Raw genomic sequence first — 18,966 nt, 5'->3', positions numbered from 1 at the left:
CGGTTAGCCGACCAGCCCGAGCATGACGAGCGCGGCGATGAAGAGGATCAGCACGACGCCGATAAATCCGATCAGGACCACCGTGCGCCAGACGGCGGAAAAGGTGCCGAGGCGATAGGCACCCTTTAGCTGGCGATGGATATGCCAGACGGGGATCGCGGTGCCCGCCAGGCTGAGCCAGCCGCTGGTGACGCCAAGCCCGCCCGCAATGGTGATGGCGATGAACAGCAGCGACATGAACGCAATCGAATAGGTCGCGAAGATCGCATGATCATAAAGATGGATGCCGGGTTTCCAGAAGAACAGCAGCCACAGAAAGGGCAGTGACAGCGGGATCAGCAACCAGGAGAATTTATAGCTGTTCGATTGTAGCTTGTAGAGCATCAGGCCCGGATTCTTGCCCCATTTGGCGATGCCGTGGTCGAGCCGGTGCCAGCCGGTATGCACCTTTGTCAGCCCGTCGGCGCTGGGTTGCAGATCCAGCACTTTGCGCACGCCCTTTTCATTTTCGTTCAGGGTGGCGATGCGTGTATCGAGTTCCTTCGCACGCGGATCGCCGGCGGCCAGTTTTGCGCGCTCCGCTACGGCTTCCTTGCGCTGCACGGTCAGTTCGCTTGCCTGCTTGTTCAGTTCCTGCGCAACTTTCGGCGAAGTGTTGACGGTAGCGGGCGGGGCAATACCCATGATCGAAAACACCGCGAACATCGTGAAAATGGAAAACAGGAACAACGCCATGGGCGATACGAAGCGTGCGCGTTCGCCCGCAATATAGCGGCGTGTCAATTCACCGGGGCGCCATGCCAGCATCGGCAGCGTGCGCCATAACTTGCCCTCGAAGTGAAAGACCCCATGTAGAAGGTCGTGACCGATGGCACCGACGGAACGGTGGATATGGCCGGACTGGCCGCAGCGATGGCAATGCGCGCCAATCAGCGCAGTGCCGCAGTTGAGGCAGATGCCGCTATAATGGGGATCGTCCCCGTCTTCGCCATGTGCGGGCTCCAGCGCGCGTCCGATCAGCGCGCCGGTGACGAAATCGCCTGCCCCTTCGATCCCCCCGGTCATCGGGATAGAATATCAGCGTCGTCCGTTGAAATCGAGTAGGATGACGCAAACAACAGGAGACTTTTTGAATGAATGCGACCGTGACGACCCTGACCGAGGTACAGGACCCCAAGGCACTGGTGGCCGATATGGGGGTCCGTGCCCGCAGCGCGGCCAGGACGTTGGCCGCACTGTCGAGCGCGGAAAAGGCAAAGGCGCTGAAATCGGCTGCCGCTGCCATCCGCGCCGATGCCGACGCGATCAAGCAGGCCAATGCGATCGATATGCAACGCGCTGCCGACAAGGGACTGTCGGGCGCGATGCTCGACCGGTTGAAGCTCGACGATGACCGGATCGAGGGAATCGCTTCAGGAATTGAGGCGGTGGCCGGGCTGAACGATCCGGTCGGTGAGGTGATTTCCGAAAGCGAGCGGCCCAACGGGCTGAAGATGCGCCGGGTGCGTATTCCCATCGGCGTCATCGGCATCATTTACGAAAGCCGTCCCAATGTGACCGCCGACGCCGGTGTGCTGTGCGTCATGTCGGGCAATGCGGCGATCCTGCGCGGCGGATCGGAAGCGATCGAGAGCAACCGTGCCATCCATGCCGCATTGACGCGCGGCCTTGCCGAAGGCGGCGTACCCGCAGACGCGGTACAACTGGTGCCGACGACCGACCGTGCGGCGGTGGGCGCAATGCTGACGGCGGCAGGGCTGATCGACATGATCGTGCCGCGCGGCGGCAAGAGTCTGGTAGAGCGCGTGCAGAACGAAGCGCGCGTGCCCGTGCTCGCGCATCTCGACGGTATCAACCACACCTATATCGACGCTGCTGCCGATCCCGATATGGCGCGCGCGGTGGCGGTGAACGCCAAGATGCGCCGCACCGGCGTTTGCGGGGCGATGGAAACCCTGCTGATCGATACCGGTTATGCCGACCCCAGGCAGATTATCGATGCGCTGGCCGATGCCGGGTGCGAAGTGCGCGGCGACGCGAAGGCGCAGGCGCTGGGTGCGGGCATCAAGGCAGCGAACGACGAAGACTGGGACACCGAATATCTGGAACCCATCGTATCGGTGAAATTCGTCGATGGTGTTGACGATGCGATCGAGCATATCGCCGAACATGCATCGGGTCATACCGACGCGATCATCACCGGTGACGAGGCGACGGCCGAAAAATTCCTGAAAACCGTCGATTCGGCGATTGTGATGTGGAACGCCTCCAGCCAGTTCGCCGATGGCGGCGAGTTCGGGCTGGGCGCGGAAATCGGTATTTCCACCGGCCGCCTGCATGCGCGCGGGCCGGTCGCGCTGGAAGGGCTTACCACCTATAAATGGGTGGTGTACGGCACCGGACAGACGCGTCCGTAAACGGAAATTGGCGCTGCGGGCATTGTTCCGGGCACCAGCGCTTCCCATCTGAAAGGGCGTGGCCGGTTCCGGCTGCGCCCTTTTCCTTTCCCCCAAGAATAAGGAGGCATCCCATGCGCTATACCCAACTCGGCAGCACCGGCCTGATGGTATCGGAACTGTGCCTTGGCACGATGACGTTCGGGGGGCAGGGATTCTTCAAGGCGGTGGGCCAGGTCCAGCAGGACGAGGCCGACACCCTGATGGGTGCCGCCATCGATGCGGGCGTCAACTTCATCGATACCGCCAATGTCTATTCCGAAGGCCTGTCGGAAGAAATTACCGGCAAGGCTATCAAGAACCTCGGCCTGAAGCGCGAGGATGTGGTGCTGGCGACCAAGGTGCTGGGTCCGATGGGCGAGGGGCCGAATGCGCGCGGCGCATCGCGCGGACATATCATGGATCAGGTGCGGGCCAGTCTGAAGCGGCTCGGCACCGATCATATCGACCTGTATCAGATTCACGGCTGGGACCCGCTGACGCCGATTGAGGAAACGCTGCGCGCGCTCGACGATCTCGTGCGTGCGGGCGATGTCCGTTATGTCGGGGTGTCGAACTGGGCGGCGTGGCAGATTGCCAAGGCGCTGGGCATTTCCGAACGCGACCGGCTGGCGCGGTTCGAGACGGTGCAGGCCTATTATACGCTGGCGGGCCGCGATCTGGAACGCGAACTGGTGCCGATGATGCGGTCCGAGGGCGTCGGCCTGATGGTCTGGAGCCCGTTGGCGGGCGGGTATCTCAGCGGCAAATATCGCAAGAACGACGCCGAGGGGCGGCGCGCGAATTTCGATTTCCCGCCGGTCGATATGGATCGCGGCGAAACCGTGCTCGACGCGATGGAACCGATTGCGAAGGCGCATGGCGTGTCGATGGCGCAGATTGCGCTGGCCTGGCTGCTGCACCAGCCGCATGTGACCAGCGTCATCATGGGTGCCAAGCGGCTCGACCAGTTGCAGGATAATCTGGCCGCTGCCGATGTGACGCTGAACGACGACCAACTGGCGGCGCTCGACACGGCAAGCGCGTTGCCGGCGGAATATCCGGGCTGGATGATCGAGCGGCAGTCGGAATATCGTAGCGGCGCCGTGGCGGGATCGCCGCCCGCGCAAAAGGACTGACGGACGATTGCGTAAAAAGGGGGTCTATATACGCCGCAACGGCGTCGCGACGCGAATCGGGCTGCTGGGCGGGTCGTTCAATCCCGCCCATGCGGCCCATCGCCATATCTCGATACAGGCGCTGCACGCGCTCGACCTCGACGAGGTCTGGTGGCTGGTGTCGCCGGGCAATCCGCTGAAGGACGATGCGCACGACATGGCGCCGTTCGAGGCACGGCTGGCATCGGCACGGTATCAGGCCCGGCACGCACCCATTCGGGTCAGCGATATCGAGCGGAAGCTGGGTACGCGCTACACCGCCGACACGCTGCGCAAGCTCATCCGGCATTACCCGAAGAAGCGCTTTATCTGGCTGATGGGCAGCGATAATCTCGACCAGTTCCACCGCTGGCGCGACTGGCGGAAAATTGCGCGTGACGTTCCGATTGCGGTTGCCGCCAGACCGGGATATGATGGCGATGCCCTCGCAAGCCCTGCGATGGGCTGGCTGCGGCGCTTCGTGCAGCCCGCAGGCCAGGCGAAGAACTGGACTAAGTGGAGATTGCCGGCCCTCGTGCTGATGCGCTTCCGCCTCGATCCGACTTCGGCGACCCGCATCCGCGCCGCCGACCCTGCCTGGCATCGGCGTTTTGCGCCGCCCCATTTCACGAATTGCACGATGGCTTCGAAAGGCTAGGAAACACCCTTGGCAACGTCACCCAATGCGACTTCCGCGTCCGAACCTCCGCAAGGAGGCGACGCGTTGCATGCACTCGTCCTGGCATCGCTGGACGACGATCAGGCGGTGGAGACGGTATCGATTCCACTCGCCGGTAAAAGCAGCATTGCCGATCATATGGTCATCGCATCCGGTCGTTCGACCCGGCAGGTAGCCTCGATGGCCGCCAAGCTGGCCGAGAAGATCAAGGCGAAGTTCGGCCAGACGCCCCGGATCGAAGGGCTGCCCACCGCCGACTGGGTGCTGATCGACGCCGGCGATGTGATCGTCCATCTGTTCCGCCCGGAAGTGCGCAGCTTCTACAATCTGGAACGGATGTGGTCGTTCGGCGAAACGCCTGACGCTGCCAGCGCCTGACGCTTTTTCCCGGTCGCGCCCATGTTGCTGCATATCGTCGCGCGCGGGCGCATCGGGCGAAGCCCGGAAGGCGAAATTGTCGAGCGCTATCTGAAGCGGCTCGGCTGGCCGTATCGGGTGACGGAACTGCCGGATCGCGGCGGCAAAATCCCCGCGCCCGTAACGCCGATGCGTACGGTGCTGCTCGATGAAAAGGGCAAGGACATGCCCTCCACCCGCTTTGCCGATATTCTGGGCCGCTGGCGTGAGGATGGCGTGCGTGAGGTGCGCTTCATGATCGGCGCGGCGGACGGGTTCGACGATGCCGAACGTGCGGAGGCCGATCTGCTGATCTCGTTCGGACGGCTGACCTGGCCACATATGCTGGCGCGCGCAATGCTGGCCGAACAATTGTGGCGGGCGACGAGCATCCTTGCCAATCACCCCTATCATCGCGAAGGATAGGCGGATGCGACGGGGGCGCATCCTTGGACTGGGTATCTGCGGCGCGGTCATGATGGCCGGAGCCGCCACCATGCTGCCCGCGCAGACTAACAGCGTTGCCGATCAGCAGACCCGGCTGAGCACGGCAAAGCAGGAGGCAAAACAGGCACGGTCGCGTTCGGCGCAACTCGAAAAGGCAGCGAAGGCGGAGCGTAACGAGGCGGCGAAGGCGCAGGCAGAGACCGCGGCCGTCAATGCGCGAATACAGGCGACGCAGGCGGATATCGTCGCGGCGCGTGCGCGGATTGCGATTGTCCGTAACCGGCTGACCGTGCAGCAGCAGCGGCTGGCGCGTGAACAGGGGCCGATCGCGCGGCTGGTCGCGGCGTTGCAATCGATGGCGCGGCGGCCGGAAATCCTCAGCATCGTACAACCGGGCAGCACCGACGATATGGTGCATGTCCGCGCAATGCTGGGCACCATGCTGCCGGTCATCCGTCAGCGCACGGCACAGGTGCGTGGTGAGATCGACCATACGCGTGCGCTGCGAGAACAGGCGCGGCAGGCGGCGGCGGGGCTGATCGACAGTCGGCGCACGTTGGAAAAGGAACGTATGGCGCTGCTCGATCTGGAAGCGCAGCATCGGCTGAAATCGCGCGACCTGAACCGCAATGCGCTGTTCGAATCCGACCGTGCAATCGCGCTGGGCGAACAGGCGCGCGACATTGTCGAGAAGATGGAGGAGATGCATCAGGACAGCACGACGCGTGCCACGCTGGCGACACTGCCGGGGCCATTGCCGCGTCCGTCGAGCGGCGATGCCGATACATCGCCGTCTGCCGGAAAGCCGCCCTATATCCTGCCCGTTCACGGTCGGCTGGTGACCGGGTTGGGCGAACTTTCCGACAATGGCGTGCGCTCTCGCGGGTTGCATTTCGTGACCTGGCCGGGTGCGAAGGTGGTGGCGCCCGCAGCCGGTCGGGTGCGCTTCGCCGGTCCGTTCAAAAGCTATGGTACGATCGTCATCATCGATCATGGCGACGACTGGTCGACGCTGGTGACGGGGCTGGCGTCGACAACGGTTGCGAAGGGCGACACGGTGGCGCAGGGCGCGCCGATCGGCAACGCGCCGTCGGGCAATGATCCGACCATCGGCGTCGAACTGCGTCGGCGTGGTGAGCCGATCGACATCACCGGCCTGCTTGGCGGCTGACGCCGGGGGATACGCTCACCCGCGGTTCAGCCAGGACATGCTTTGATCGCGCGGCTTTTGTCGCTACACCGGCGACCCTACGACACAGGTTTTTGAAAGCGTCTTCATGTTGCGACCCTTGCTTCAGGCCACTGCCATCGTTGGTGCGCTTGCGATTATTCCCGTTTCCACCAGCGCCATGGCCCAGGTCGATACCAAGAGCTATCGCGAACTCGACCTGTTCATGAACGTCTTCAACAAGGTGAAGTCGGATTATGTCGACCCGGTCGACAACAAGACGCTGGTCAAGGGTGCGATCGACGGCATGCTGGCCGCGCTCGACCCGCACAGTTCGTATATCGACGCGCTCGATTATCAGAATATGCAGATCCAGACGCAGGGCAATTACGGCGGGCTGGGCCTGACGGTTACCGCCGAGGACGGGGTCATCAAGGTTATCGCCCCGGCGGAAGACACGCCCGCCGACCGGGCCGGGATCAAGGCGGGCGATTACATCACCAAAATCGACGGCAAGCTGATCTATGGCGACTCGCTCGACAGTTCGATCGAGAAGATGCGCGGCAAGCCGGGGACGAAGGTATCGCTGGAAATCATCCGGCCGGGCCGGGACGAGCCGATCGACGTCACGCTGACGCGTGAGATTATCGTCCAGAAGCCGGTGAAATGGGAAATCAAGGATGATGTCGGCATCCTGAACCTCAACACCTTCTCCGCCACGACGGGTGCGGACACCCGCGCGGCGATTGCGGCGATCGTGAAGAAGCTGGGGCATCAGCCGCTGGGCTATATCATCGATCTGCGCGATAATGGCGGCGGTCTGCTCAGCCAGGCGATTTCAGTGTCCGACACGTTCCTGACGCATGGCGAGATCGTGTCGCAGCGCGGGCGCGGCAACGATATCGAACGCTATTATGCCGAATCCGATGTGCCGGGCGACCTGACCCACGGCCTGCCGCTGATCGTGCTGACCAATGCGGGGACGGCATCGGCGTCGGAGATCGTCGCGGGCGCGTTGCAGGATCAGCATCGCGCGCTGATCATGGGCGAGCGCACGTTCGGCAAGGGATCGGTGCAGACGCTGATCCCGCTCGGCCCCGACAGCGCACTGCGGCTGACCACCGCGCGTTATTACACGCCGTCGGGCCGGTCGGTGCAGGAAGGCGGGATCGAACCCGATATCATCGTGCCGGAGCTTTCCGACCCCGATTACAAGACGCGACCGGTGTTCCGGGAAGTCGATCTGCGCAAGCACCTGATCAACACCAAGAAGGTCGACAACTCGCTGCTGGAAAGCGACGACAAGACCGATCCGCGCTTCGACATGACCGCCGAGCAGTTGAAGAAGGAAGGGATCAAGGACTTCCAGTTGCACTATGCGGTCGAAACGCTGGCGCGGCTGGCGAGCAAACCGGCTGCGGCCAAATAAGGGAGCGTCTCCGGCATGGGATCTGATCGCAATTTCCGGCTGGCGCGCTGGATTGCGCTGCTGCTGCCCGCGGCACTGATGGCAGGTGCGCTGGGGTCGCAATATTGGGGCGGGCTGATCCCGTGTGAAATGTGTCACTGGCAGCGCTGGCCGCACTATGCTGCGATCATACTGGCGCTGCTTGCCTTCGTGGTGCCGGGGCGTGCATTCAGATTGCTGCTGGTGGCACTGGCGGCACTGGCAATCGCGACCAGTGGAGCGATCGGTGTGTTTCATGCTGGTGTCGAATATCACTGGTGGAACGGGATTACGGCGTGCACCGCCAGTTTCACCGCCACGCCGGGCACCAATTATATGGAACAGATCATGCACGCGCCCTGGGTGCGGTGCGATGAGGCGCAATGGCGGCTGTTCGGAATCTCGCTGGCGGGCTATAATGCCATTTTCTCGCTGGGCGGCGCGGCGGTCATCGCGGCGCTGCTGCTGAAACGGAGGCGTCGGGCATGATGCGCTGGAAACCGGGCGATCGGCGTGAGCCGGTGGATTCGATGGTCCGCGTGGATCAGGCGGGTGAGTTCGGCGCGGTGCGCATCTATGCCGGGCAACTGGCGATCATGGGCGACCGCACGCCTGCTGCACGATCGATTGCGGGCATGGCCAATCAGGAAGAGCGCCATCGTGCTTTTTTCGACGCAATGATTGCAAAGCGCGGCGTGCGCCCGACGGTGCTGCAACCCTTCTGGTATCATGCGGGATTTGCGCTGGGGGCGGTCACGGCGACGATAGGCCCGGAAGCCGCGATGGCCTGCACGGCGGCGGTCGAGACGGAGATCGACGCCCATTATCAGGCACAGCTTGACGCATTGGGCGACAGCGACCCGGAACTTTCCGAGGCGGTCGCCCGATTCAGAGAGGAAGAACTGGAGCATCGCGATACCGCGCTGGAACAGGGTGCGGAGAATGCGCCCGCCTATCCGGTACTTGCCGGGTTGATTCGGCTGGGGTGCAAGGCTGCAATCGCGATTTCAAAGCATATATAGGCAAGGCCCGATGGTCGGGCGGGAGTAGCGATATGAAGGCAGGTTGGATTGTATCGGCGGCTGCGGCGGCGTTCGCCCCGCTTGTCTTTGCCGTCCCCGCACAGGCGCAGATGGATAACGGTGTCCTGATCATCTACGGCAACGACAAATGCCCGACGGATGCGAACGGCAATGAAATCGTCGTCTGCTCGCGCCGCCCGGAAGAGGATCGCTATCGCATTCCCAAGGAACTGCGCGACAGCGATATTCCGCCGCAGAAACAGGCATGGTCGCGCAAGGTGGAACGGATCAGCGATACCGGCGCCACCGGTATCGGCAGTTGCTCGACCGTCGGGCCGGGCGGTCAGACCGGATGCCTGTCGCGGATGATCCAGCAGGGATCGGCCGAATCGAAACAGCGGATGGACAAGGACGACGCCATTCCGCCCGAATAAGGCGAAGCGTTCGCCATATACGATCGGGCCGTTTCGACTTGTTTTCGTATCCTGTCGACATGGGCACGAAAAGAACATATAGCGAACATATGGCGCAGCTTGATGTTCAGCAAAAGCTTTCGATTTTGGCCGATGCGGCGAAATATGATGCATCCTGCGCCTCTTCCGGAACGTCGAAACGCGGATCGGCGGGCAGCAAGGCAATCGGCTCGACCGAGGGGATGGGGATTTGCCATGCCTATGCACCCGACGGACGCTGTATCAGCCTGTTGAAAATCCTGTTGACCAACAGCTGCATTTTCGACTGCCATTACTGCATCAACCGCCGCAGTTCGAATGTCCGCCGCGCGCGATTTACGGCGCGGGAAGTCGCTGACCTGACCATGGCGTTCTACAAGCGCAATTATATCGAGGGGCTGTTTCTGTCATCGGGCATCATCCGTTCGTCCGACTATACGATGGAGCAGATTGTCGAAGCGGCGCGGCTGCTGCGCGAAGAGCAAGATTTTCGCGGCTATATCCATCTGAAAACCATTCCCGATGCCGATCCCGATCTTGTGCGGCAGGCAGGGCTGTATGCCGACCGGGTATCGATCAATGTCGAATTGCCGACCGCAGGCGGACTGAAACGGCTGGCACCGGAAAAATCGGGCACCCGGATCGAAGGAGCGATGCGCGATATGCGCCATGCCATCGATGACGGTGACGACGCGCGGCGGCGCTATCGTTCCGCACCGCGCTTCGCACCGGCCGGGCAGTCGACGCAGATGATCGTCGGTGCCGATGCCGCGACCGATGGCGATATCGTACGGCGGGCCTCCGCACTGTACGGCCGGTTCAACCTGCGGCGGGTTTATTATTCGGCGTTCAGCCCGATTCCGCAGCCCAGCGTGGTGCTGCCACTGCGCCGCCCGCCGCTGCTGCGCGAACACCGGCTGTATCAGTCGGACTGGCTGATGCGCTTTTACGCCTATAGCCCCGATGAGGTTGCGGCTGCCGCCGATGCCCGCACCGGCATGTTGCCGCTCGATATCGATCCCAAGCTTGCCTGGGCGCTGAAATTTCGCGACCGTTTTCCCGTCGATGTCAATCGCGCGCCAAGGGAAATGTTGTTGCGGGTGCCCGGGCTGGGGGTGAAAGCGGTGGATGCGATTCTGGCCATCCGGCGCTGGCGACGATTGCGGCTTGCCGATATCGCGCGGCTGACCGTGTCGGTGAAGAAATGCCGTCCGTTCCTGATCGCCGAGGACTGGCGACCGGTAGCACTGGCAGATCGCGCCGACCTGCGCCCGCTGGTCGCGCCACGCGCCGAGCAACTGGAATTGTTTGCGGCGTGATGAACCTTCGCACGCCCTGGCCGGTTATTCCCCTGATTGAACCGCAACAGGAGAATGAAATGGCAGACGCAAGGATTTTCGATGATCTGAAACGCGATCACGATCGGCACCGCAAGCTGCTCGAACGGATCGGGGATACGTCGGGCGACAGTGCGGAACGGCGCAAATATTTCGAGGCGTTCCGCGTCGAAGTGTCCGCCCATGCGGCGGCGGAAGAAGAATCGCTGTACGCCGCGATGCTCGCCGATCCCGATCTGCGCGACGATGCGCGGCATTCGGTTTCGGAGCATAAGGAGATCGACGATTTTCTGGGCGAACTGGCCGATACCGATATGAGCTCCGGCGCATGGCTGACAAAGTTCAAGGAAATGCGTCATCGCTATGAACATCATATCGATGAGGAAGAGGAAGACATGTTCCCCGCCGCCGCCAAGGGGCTGTCCGAGGCGGAGGAGCAGCGCATCACGAAGGTTTTCGAACAGCGCAAACCCAAAGAGCTGGAAATGGCGGAAGATTCCGAATCCGGCGACAGCCGCGAATAAATGAAAGCGGGCGCGGCGACGGCCTGTGTGCGGCTGGCCGCGCCCGACGATTTCGACGGCTGGCGCAACGCCGCGCGCGCTCTTGCCGCAGCCGGGGTGTCGCCTGACGATGTGATGTGGCAGGTGGAAGGCGCGTCCGGCGACCTGTTTGCCCAGCCGCCGACGCCGTTGCCCGACGCTTCAGCGGATACTTCAGCGGATATCCGCGTGTCGCGACGCTTTATCGATCTGGCGCGCAGCGTAGTGCTGCATCGCGATCCCGAACGCTTTGCGCTTGCCTATCGTGCGCTGGTGCGACTGACCGGCGAGCCGCGCCTGCTCGACGATGCAGCCGACCCGCTGGTCCGACGGCTGGAGATCATGGCAAAAGAGGTGCGCCGTGACATTCACAAGATGCGCGCTTTTGTCCGCTTTCGCGAGGTAGCCGACGATGCAGGCGAACGGTTCGTAGCCTGGTTTGAGCCCGAACATCATATCGTAAGGGCCAATGCGGCGTTTTTCGTCAATCGCTTTGCCGGAATGCGCTGGTCGATCCTGACGCCGGAATGCTCGTTGCACTGGGATGGCGCGGCATTGCAGGAAGGGCCGGGGGCGACGCGTGCCGATGCGCCCGACGGCGATCCGGTCGAGGCGGTGTGGAAGACCTATTACGCGTCGATCTTCAACCCCGCGCGGCTGAAGACCGGGGCGATGCTGAAGGAAATGCCGCGCAAATACTGGAAGAACATGCCGGAAACGGCGCTGATCGGCGAATTGATTGCGGGCGCGCGGCAACGTGAAGAACGGATGATCGAAACCGTGGTGCCGCGCAAAGACGGCACCATCGAGGCGGCGTGGACGGCGCTGCGCGACGAAGCGGCGCATTGTACGCGATGTCCGCTGTGTCAGGCCGCAACGCAGACGGTGTTCGGCGAAGGGCCGCTGGATGCGGCGATGATGCTGGTCGGAGAACAGCCCGGCGATCAGGAGGATCTGGCGGGGCGACCCTTTGTCGGTCCGGCGGGGCAGGTGCTCGACGATGCGCTGGCGCAGGCGGGGGTTGACCGGGCGCGGCTTTATGTCACCAACGCAGTCAAGCATTTCAAATTCACGCCGCGCGGCAAGCGGCGGATTCACGCTAAACCGGACAGCGGCGAAATCAGCGCCTGCCGCTGGTGGCTGGAACAGGAAAGCCGGCTTGTCCGCCCGAAACTGACGGTGGCGCTGGGGGCGACGGCGGCGCGCGCGCTGACCGGGCGGACGGTGACGATCGGGCGCGAACGCGGGCGGCCGATTGCCTTGCCCGATGGCGGGGAGGGGTGGATCACGGTCCATCCCAGCTATCTGTTGCGCATACCCGATGCCGGGAAGGTAGCGGAGGAAACGGCGCGCTTTATCGAGGATCTGAAAGCTGCACAGGCGCACGCTGAGCGTTTGTCAGTCGCCTGACGCGCGAACCGGCTGCTTCGCGGCGGCGAAGAACAGCGTCTGGATCAGGCGTCCGTTTTCCGGTGCCGTGCCGAACGCCGCCCCGGCATTGTGGAACATCCACGGGCTGAACAGGATCAGCCGGTTGAACCGCATCGGCACGCGCATCGTGCGTTCCCAGCGCGCGGGCTTTGTCGTGTCGCGGTTCACCACCTCCTCGATCAGGCGGTTGATGTCGGTATAGCCGGTGGCGGCGAGTGCGGTGGCATCCTGCGGAATGCGCTCCAGCCCGGTCGGCTTGTGCCGGAAGAATTCGGTGCCGCCGCGGCAATGTTCGGGCAGGCTGAGATAGAGGATGCCCGAATAGAAGCACGGATCGATATGGACGCCGGTTTTTCCCTTGTCGCTGGCCAGCGTCAGGCGGCAATGCAGATGGGTGGTGCCGGGACATGCCGTCACCGGCACGCCGATCCGCGCGGATACCGCTGCGTCCAGTCCGCCGAGCGGCAGCGCCTCGCCGGACATCAGCCCCGGATAATTGCCCTTTTTAAATGCCGGGTCATAGGTGAGCGCCAGTGCGCGCCGCCGCACCGCATGGGGGTCGCGCAGAAAATCGTCTAGGATTAGGAGCGAAGGCAGCATCGCGCCTTCATGGCAGAGCGAAGGTGTCCCCGGCAATCCCGGTTCAGGGCGTTGTATCGGGCAGGCGGCGGATGGTTTCGTGCAGGCTTGCCACGGTCAGGCCCAGCTTGCGCACCTGCATGATATTGTCGGCGGACTGGCCGTCGGGGGCCAGCGTCAGCCATTGCTGCGTCGGAAACCCGCCCTTCATCGTGAAACGGATGTGCAGGCGGTTGCCGGAAACGTCGGCTTCGACCGGGCCTTTGGCATCGGTCAGCGTGCCCGTGTAGCGACCGGGAGCGACCTTGTGGATGCGCCATTCCCGTTTCGTCGGCTTCTTCCCCTCCTCGAATACCTTCTGATCGAGCACCAGCACGCCATCGGCAGTGACATGGCCACGCCCTTCGACCCGCACCGCATGGGGCGCGGAAAATATCTTGTGCAATGTGGCGTGTCCTTCCGTCCTTCCGGTGAAGAAGGCGATCGGATCGAACACCGGACCACCGGGCGTCGGTTGGGGAACGGGCGGCGTCGATACGCAACCGGCAAGGCCCAGCAGCGCCGCCATCGGAACGGTTTTTTTGATGGTCATGCTGTCCCAACGCGGGCAGAGGCCAAAAGTCCCGATCAGGCCGCGTTCTGATCGATGCCCAGTTCACCCAGCTTGCGATAGAGTGTCGAGCGGCCGATCCCCAGCCTGCGCGCCACTTCCGTCATGCGGCCGCGATAATGGCCGATGGCGAGGCGGATGACATCGGCCTCAATCTCTTCCAGCGCGCGCAGATTCCCGTCGGGATGGAACAGGGTGACGCCCGCATCGCCCATCGAGCGGGTCCGCGTCGTGGTTCCCCCGCTGCCGCGTGCCGCCGATAGTTCGGCGATCTGCGGAAAGTCGGTCATGGTCAGCGCATCGCCCTCGCACAGCACGGCGGCGCGAAACAGCGCATTGTGCAACTGACGGACATTGCCGGGCCAGTCATAGCTGCCGAGCAGCGCAATTGCGTCGTCGGTAATGCCCAGCGGGCGCAGCCCCGGCTGTTCGGCAATCCGCGCCAGCAAGTGTCGCGACAGCGCGGCGATATCGCCCGCACGCTCCCGCAGCGGAGGGATCGTCACCTGCACGACGTTGAGGCGGTAATACAGGTCTTCGCGAAACCGACCGGCCTCCACTTCTTCGGTGAGTTGTTTGTTGGTCGCGGCGATGACGCGGACATCGACTTCATGGATGTGGCGCGCGCCGATCGGCTGGACCTCGCCCGATTGCAGCACACGCAGCAGCTTGACCTGCGCGTCGAGGGGCATTTCGCCGACCTCATCGAGGAACAGCGTGCCGCCATCGGCTTCGCGGAAACGCCCGATCTTGCGTTCGAACGCGCCGGTAAAGGCACCCTTTTCATGGCCGAACAGTTCGGATTCGACCAGATTGGCGGGAATCGCGCCGCAGTTGATCCGCACGATAGGTTTGTTGTGGCGTGGTGAGGCGGCGTGGATGGCATCCGCCACCACTTCCTTGCCGACGCCGCTTTCGCCCTCGATCAGCACGGGCACACGCGCCCTTGCGGCCTTTGCCGCGATGGCAAGTGCGGCGCGAAATTTGGGGGCGGAGCCGACCACTTCGTCGAACCCCAGCGGTTCGGACAGTTTTTCGGAAAGCGGGCGCAACTCGCCTTTCGCCTCGCCCCCGGTCGCGGCCTCCAGCGCGGCGAGCAGGCGTTCGGCGGCAAGCGGCTTGACCAGAAAATCGGTGGCACCGGCGCGCATCGCGGTGACTGCACCCGACACCGATTCATTGGCGGTCAGCATCAGGATCGGCAGTTGCGGGCGGTTGCGCCGCAATTCGATAATCAGCGCGGCGGCATCGGTTTCCGTGCCCCAATGATCGAGAATGATCGCATCGAGCGCCATGCCGTCGGGCGTACCCAGGGTTGCCAGCGCGCGTTCGGCGCTGTCGGCAAAAACCGTGCGCCACCCGCGTCGTGCCGTGATCGCCGCGACCAGCCGACGCTGTGCCGGTTCCTCGTCGATCAGCATCAGCATGCGCTGTCCGTCTCGCGTCATTGCCGAAATGTCCCCGTTGTCCCGATTCTGAACAGCGACCATAGGCACAAGGCGTAAAGGCGAGCTTAAACCATCCCTTGTGGTACTATCTTGAGCGAACGCCTCGCTGTGCTACTATTGTTCGAAAGCAATCAGGTGCAGGGGGATGATGCATGGCCGGTGACGGTGACATCAAGGCGCACGAGCAGACCTATGGGTCGGTCATGTCGATGCTGAAATGGGGCGGCGTCGCCTGTTTCTTCGTCGCGGCGGTCGTCATCTGGCTGATCGCGCCGTGAGATGAAGATTGCGGTTCTGAAAGAACAGACGGCCGGCGAACGCAGGGTCGCCGCGACGCCCGAAACCATCAAGAAATTTGCAGCGCTGGGTGCGGAACTTGCGGTCGAAACGGGCGCGGGCGAAACCGCATCCTGCGCGGACGCCGCCTATGCGGAGGCGGGTGCGACACTGGGATCGCGCGCCGAAGTGCTGGCGGGTGCCGATATCGTGCTGGGCGTGCAGGGGCCGTCGCCCGACAGCCTGACCGGCATGGGCAAGGGGGCATGGCTGGTCGCGGGCCTCAATCCGTTCGGGGAGCGGGAGCGGATCGACCAATATGCCGCGCTGGGTATCGAGGCGCTGGCGATGGAATTCATGCCGCGCATCACGCGTGCGCAGTCGATGGACATATTGTCCTCCCAATCGAACCTGTCGGGATACAAGGCGGTGCTCGACGCGGCGGCCGAATATGGCCGTGCCTTTCCGATGATGATGACCGCGGCCGGTACGGTGTCGGCGGCGCGGGTGTTCGTGATGGGCGTGGGCGTTGCCGGGTTGCAGGCGATTGCCACCGCACGGCGGCTGGGCGCGCAGGTGTCGGCCACCGATGTGCGCGCCGCGACGAAAGAGCAGATTCAGTCGCTGGGCGCGAAGCCGATCTTCGTCGAGGAAGTGAAGGGCATCGAGGGCGAGGGTACCGGCGGCTATGCCACCGAGATGAGCGAGGAGTATAAAAAGGCGCAGGCCGAACTGGTTTCCAGCCACATCGCCAAACAGGATATCGTCATCACCACCGCGCTGATTCCGGGACGCCCCGCGCCGCGCCTGATTTCCGACGCGCAACTGGCGACGATGAAGCCGGGCAGCGTGATCGTCGATCTGGCGGTCGAGCAGGGCGGCAATGTCGAAGGCGCGGTCGCGGGTGAAGTTGTCGAAAAGCATGGCGTGAAGATCGTCGGGCACCGCAATGTGCCCAGCCGCCTCGCCGCCGACACCTCCGCACTGTTCGCGCGCAACCTCTATAACTTCCTCTCCGCCTTCTGGGATGCCGAGGCGAAGCGGCCTGTATTCCCCGATGACGATGAGATCGTGCAGGGCGTCCGCGTGACAAAGGATGGCAAGGTCGTGAACGAGCGGTTGCTGGGGTGACGATATCGCGCGCACTGCATCCTCCCCGGAACGGGGAGGGGGACCATGCGAAGCATGGTGGAGGGGGTGTGCGTGCTGCGTTACGACCCGAAGTTGTAACCGCTCGACAACTAAGGCGCTCTATGACTTTACCGGAGGTAAAGCTCTGGCAGCGTCTGCGGGGTACGAGAACCGGACTGCGGTTCAGGCGGCAGCACCCGCTTGGATCATATGTCGTCGATTTTTGCTGTCTCAATCAGCGCCTGGCTGTTGAAGTGGATGGCGAGGCGCATAGCCGGGGAACTGCACCGGTACGAGACGATCTGCGAGATCGGTTTATGGAAGAGAACGGGTTCCGGGTATTTCGGGTGAGCGCCGTCGACGTCCTTCGTGATGTGGATGCAGTCGTTGAGGCGATTGTATCGTTTGCGGCACTCCCCCTCCACCACGATGCTGCGCATCGCGGTCCCCCTCCCCGTTCCGGGGAGGAATAATGGACTTCATTGCGATCCTGTCGATCTTCGTACTGGCCTGTTTCGTCGGCTATTACGTTGTCTGGTCGGTGACGCCCGCGCTGCACACGCCGTTGATGGCGGTGACCAATGCGATTTCGAGCGTGATTATCGTCGGCGCGCTGATCGCGGCTGCGGCGGCGGGGGAGGCGGTGTCGAAATGGCTGGGGCTGCTGGCAGTGGTGCTGGCGAGCGTCAACATCTTCGGCGGCTTCGCGGTCACGGCGCGGATGCTGGCGATGTACAAGAAGAAGGAACGCCCGGTAGCGGCGAAGAAATAGGCGTCCCCCCGGCGAAGGCCGGGGTCCATGGCTGTCGCGGCGCAAGACGCGGACACGGCATGATCGCAACGGACATGGATGCCAGCCTGCGCTGGCATGACGGTTGAAGGGGAGCGGAACGGAATGGAACATACAGCACCGGTCAATCCCTGGGTGGCGCTGGCCTATCTGATCGCGGGGATATGTTTCATCCTGGCGCTGCGCGGGCTGTCCAGCCCGGAAAGCAGTCGGCGCGGCAACCGGTTCGGCATGATCGGCATGGGCATTGCGATTATCACGACGCTGGTGACGCATGTGCCGCTTGGCGGTTTGAGCGGTGCTCACGGCCCAGCGATTGCGTTGCACGGAGATTTTGTCGATCTGGTTACAGCAGGCGAAATCCTCGTCGCCATTGCCATCGGTGCAACCATCGGCCTGACCATCGCGCGGCGGATTCAGATGACGGCTATGCCGCAACTTGTGGCGGCCTTTCACTCGCTGGTCGGGCTGGCGGCGGTGCTGGTGGCGGGCGCCGCGTTCCTCAATCCCGGTGCGTTCGGCATTGCCGAGGCGGGCGTGATCTTTGTCCAGAGCCGGATCGAGATGGGGCTGGGCGTCGCGATCGGCGCGATCACGTTCAGCGGCTCGATCATCGCCTTTGCCAAGCTGAACGGCAATATGTCGGGTAAGCCGATCCTGCTGCCCGGCCGTCATATCCTCAATCTGGGCGTGCTGGCGGCGATTCTCGCGCTGGTGGCGTACTTCACGCAGGATCAGGCGCCCTGGATATTCTGGACGATCACGGTGCTGGCCTTTGCCATCGGCTTCCTGCTGATCATCCCGATCGGCGGGGCGGACATGCCGGTCGTGGTCAGCATGCTCAACAGCTATTCGGGCTGGGCGGCGGCGGCGATGGGCTTCACGCTGCACAACACGGCGATGATCATCACCGGCGCGCTGGTCGGGTCGTCGGGCGCGATCCTGTCCTACATCATGTGCCGGGCGATGAACCGCAGCTTCATTTCAGTGATCGCGGGCGGGTTCGGCGCGGAGGATGCGGGCGGCGGTGGCGGGGGCGAGAAGATCGACCGCCCGTGGAAGCGCGGTTCGGCGGAGGATGCGGCGTTCCTGATGAAGCAGGCCGAACAGGTCATCATCGTGCCCGGATACGGCATGGCGGTGGCGCAGGCGCAGCATGTCCTGCGCGAAATGGCCGACAAGCTGAAGGAAGAGGGCGTCACGGTGAAATATGCCATCCACCCGGTCGCGGGACGGATGCCGGGGCATATGAACGTGCTGCTTGCCGAGGCGAACGTGCCCTATGACGAGGTGTTCGAGCTGGAGGACATCAACAGCGAATTCGCGCAGACCGATGTCGCCTTCGTCATCGGTGCGAACGACGTCACCAATCCGGCGGCGAAAACCGACAAATCCTCGCCGATCTACGGCATGCCGATCCTGGATGTGGCGAATGCCAAGACGGTGCTGTTCTGCAAACGCTCGATGGGCGGTGTCGGCTATGCGGGCGTCGATAACGAGGTCTTCTATCAGGACAATACCATGATGCTGTTGTCCGACGCCAAGAAGATGGTCGAGGAGATTGTGAAGGCGCTCGACTGATCGCGCATCCGTCCTTGCCGCCTCCGTAAAAACCGATA

The 18,966-nt window shown here is 63.2% G+C and carries 22 protein-coding genes; 18 read left to right on the top strand and 4 right to left on the bottom strand.

Going from position 1 to position 18,966, the window contains the following annotated elements; genetic code table 11:
* Positions 1-3: 3 nt before the first annotated feature.
* Entirely contained in the window at positions 4-1,065 is a 1,062-nt protein-coding gene (locus FHR23_RS04460; RefSeq protein ID WP_184001686.1) for a DUF3667 domain-containing protein, read from the bottom strand.
* Positions 1,066-1,133: 68 nt separating this feature from the next.
* On the opposite strand from FHR23_RS04460, the gene FHR23_RS04455 reads away from it, so the two are divergent.
* From FHR23_RS04455 to FHR23_RS04395, 13 genes are all read left to right on the top strand, one after another.
* Positions 1,134-2,417, top strand: coding sequence for a glutamate-5-semialdehyde dehydrogenase (locus FHR23_RS04455; RefSeq protein WP_184001685.1), 1,284 nt, complete (start codon positions 1,134-1,136; stop codon positions 2,415-2,417).
* A gap of 113 nt (positions 2,418-2,530) precedes the next feature.
* On the top strand, positions 2,531-3,574 hold the full coding sequence (locus FHR23_RS04450) for an aldo/keto reductase (protein ID WP_184001684.1): 1,044 nt from the start codon (positions 2,531-2,533) through the stop codon (positions 3,572-3,574).
* Positions 3,575-3,581: 7 nt separating this feature from the next.
* Entirely contained in the window at positions 3,582-4,250 is a 669-nt protein-coding gene (locus FHR23_RS04445; protein WP_221227342.1) for a nicotinate-nucleotide adenylyltransferase, read from the top strand.
* Between the two features lie 9 nt (positions 4,251-4,259).
* On the top strand, positions 4,260-4,649 hold the full coding sequence (rsfS, locus tag FHR23_RS04440) for a ribosome silencing factor (protein WP_184001683.1): 390 nt from the start codon (positions 4,260-4,262) through the stop codon (positions 4,647-4,649).
* A 21-nt stretch (positions 4,650-4,670) separates the two neighbouring features.
* Entirely contained in the window at positions 4,671-5,093 is a 423-nt protein-coding gene (locus tag FHR23_RS04435; RefSeq protein WP_184001682.1) for a 23S rRNA (pseudouridine(1915)-N(3))-methyltransferase RlmH, read from the top strand.
* Positions 5,094-5,097: 4 nt separating this feature from the next.
* Positions 5,098-6,285 carry a murein hydrolase activator EnvC family protein gene (locus FHR23_RS04430; protein ID WP_246359680.1) on the top strand — a complete coding sequence of 396 codons (1,188 nt, stop codon included), beginning with the start codon at positions 5,098-5,100 and terminating at the stop codon, positions 6,283-6,285.
* 106 nt (positions 6,286-6,391) lie between these two features.
* On the top strand, positions 6,392-7,711 hold the full coding sequence (locus FHR23_RS04425; protein WP_184001681.1) for a S41 family peptidase: 1,320 nt from the start codon (positions 6,392-6,394) through the stop codon (positions 7,709-7,711).
* 15 nt (positions 7,712-7,726) lie between these two features.
* The gene (locus FHR23_RS04420; RefSeq protein WP_184001680.1) at positions 7,727-8,218 is read left to right on the top strand and encodes a disulfide bond formation protein B; all 492 of its coding nucleotides are present in this window, start codon (positions 7,727-7,729) and stop codon (positions 8,216-8,218) included.
* Positions 8,218-8,751: a demethoxyubiquinone hydroxylase family protein gene (locus FHR23_RS04415; protein WP_184002175.1), complete on the top strand. Its 534-nt coding sequence runs from the start codon at positions 8,218-8,220 to the stop codon at positions 8,749-8,751. The genes FHR23_RS04420 and FHR23_RS04415 overlap by 1 nt, the downstream gene beginning before the upstream one ends.
* Before the next feature lie 32 nt (positions 8,752-8,783).
* Complete coding sequence (locus FHR23_RS04410; RefSeq protein ID WP_184001679.1) at positions 8,784-9,185, top strand: hypothetical protein; 402 nt, start codon at positions 8,784-8,786, stop codon at positions 9,183-9,185.
* An 89-nt stretch (positions 9,186-9,274) separates the two neighbouring features.
* Positions 9,275-10,522, top strand: a complete 1,248-nt coding sequence (locus tag FHR23_RS04405; RefSeq protein WP_184001678.1) for a putative DNA modification/repair radical SAM protein — start codon at positions 9,275-9,277, stop codon at positions 10,520-10,522.
* 59 nt (positions 10,523-10,581) lie between these two features.
* Positions 10,582-11,064, top strand: a complete 483-nt coding sequence (locus FHR23_RS04400; RefSeq protein ID WP_184001677.1) for a hemerythrin domain-containing protein — start codon at positions 10,582-10,584, stop codon at positions 11,062-11,064.
* Positions 11,065-12,492 carry a UdgX family uracil-DNA binding protein gene (locus FHR23_RS04395; protein WP_184001676.1) on the top strand — a complete coding sequence of 476 codons (1,428 nt, stop codon included), beginning with the start codon at positions 11,065-11,067 and terminating at the stop codon, positions 12,490-12,492.
* On the opposite strand, the gene FHR23_RS04390 is transcribed toward FHR23_RS04395, so the two are convergent.
* Genes FHR23_RS04390 through FHR23_RS04380 form a run of 3 tightly spaced genes read right to left on the bottom strand, consistent with a single transcriptional unit; the run spans position 12,481 to position 15,150 of the window.
* Positions 12,481-13,113, bottom strand: coding sequence for a DUF6445 family protein (locus tag FHR23_RS04390; protein ID WP_184001675.1), 633 nt, complete (start codon positions 13,111-13,113; stop codon positions 12,481-12,483). The two genes, FHR23_RS04395 and FHR23_RS04390, sit on opposite strands and share 12 nt — an antisense overlap.
* Positions 13,114-13,156: 43 nt before the next feature.
* Complete coding sequence (locus tag FHR23_RS04385; RefSeq protein WP_184001674.1) at positions 13,157-13,684, bottom strand: DUF3833 family protein; 528 nt, start codon at positions 13,682-13,684, stop codon at positions 13,157-13,159.
* 35 nt (positions 13,685-13,719) lie between these two features.
* A complete protein-coding gene (locus tag FHR23_RS04380) occupies positions 13,720-15,150 on the bottom strand; it encodes a sigma-54-dependent transcriptional regulator (protein ID WP_184001673.1) in 1,431 nt (476 codons plus the stop codon).
* 152 nt (positions 15,151-15,302) lie between these two features.
* Between FHR23_RS04380 and FHR23_RS04375 the strand changes: the two genes are divergently transcribed.
* The 5 genes from FHR23_RS04375 to FHR23_RS04355 all read left to right on the top strand — a co-directional run bounded on the left by FHR23_RS04375 (position 15,303) and on the right by FHR23_RS04355 (position 18,928).
* Positions 15,303-15,428, top strand: a complete 126-nt coding sequence (locus tag FHR23_RS04375) for an aa3-type cytochrome c oxidase subunit IV (protein ID WP_184001672.1) — start codon at positions 15,303-15,305, stop codon at positions 15,426-15,428.
* 1 nt (position 15,429) lies between these two features.
* Positions 15,430-16,557: a Re/Si-specific NAD(P)(+) transhydrogenase subunit alpha gene (locus tag FHR23_RS04370; protein WP_184001671.1), complete on the top strand. Its 1,128-nt coding sequence runs from the start codon at positions 15,430-15,432 to the stop codon at positions 16,555-16,557.
* Between the two features lie 122 nt (positions 16,558-16,679).
* Entirely contained in the window at positions 16,680-17,030 is a 351-nt protein-coding gene (locus FHR23_RS04365; RefSeq protein ID WP_246359679.1) for an endonuclease domain-containing protein, read from the top strand.
* A complete protein-coding gene (locus FHR23_RS04360; protein WP_184001669.1) occupies positions 17,030-17,329 on the top strand; it encodes an NAD(P) transhydrogenase subunit alpha part 2 in 300 nt (99 codons plus the stop codon). The genes FHR23_RS04365 and FHR23_RS04360 overlap by 1 nt, the downstream gene beginning before the upstream one ends.
* 123 nt (positions 17,330-17,452) lie before the next feature.
* Positions 17,453-18,928 (top strand): NAD(P)(+) transhydrogenase (Re/Si-specific) subunit beta, encoded by a 1,476-nt coding sequence (locus tag FHR23_RS04355; protein WP_184001668.1) that lies wholly within the window; start codon positions 17,453-17,455, stop codon positions 18,926-18,928.
* Positions 18,929-18,966 lie beyond the last annotated feature (38 nt).

It is taken from the genome of Stakelama sediminis, from assembly GCF_014199335.1.
GTDB lineage: Bacteria > Pseudomonadota > Alphaproteobacteria > Sphingomonadales > Sphingomonadaceae > Sphingomonas > Sphingomonas sediminis.
This window is presented reverse-complemented; position numbering and strand designations above follow the sequence as displayed.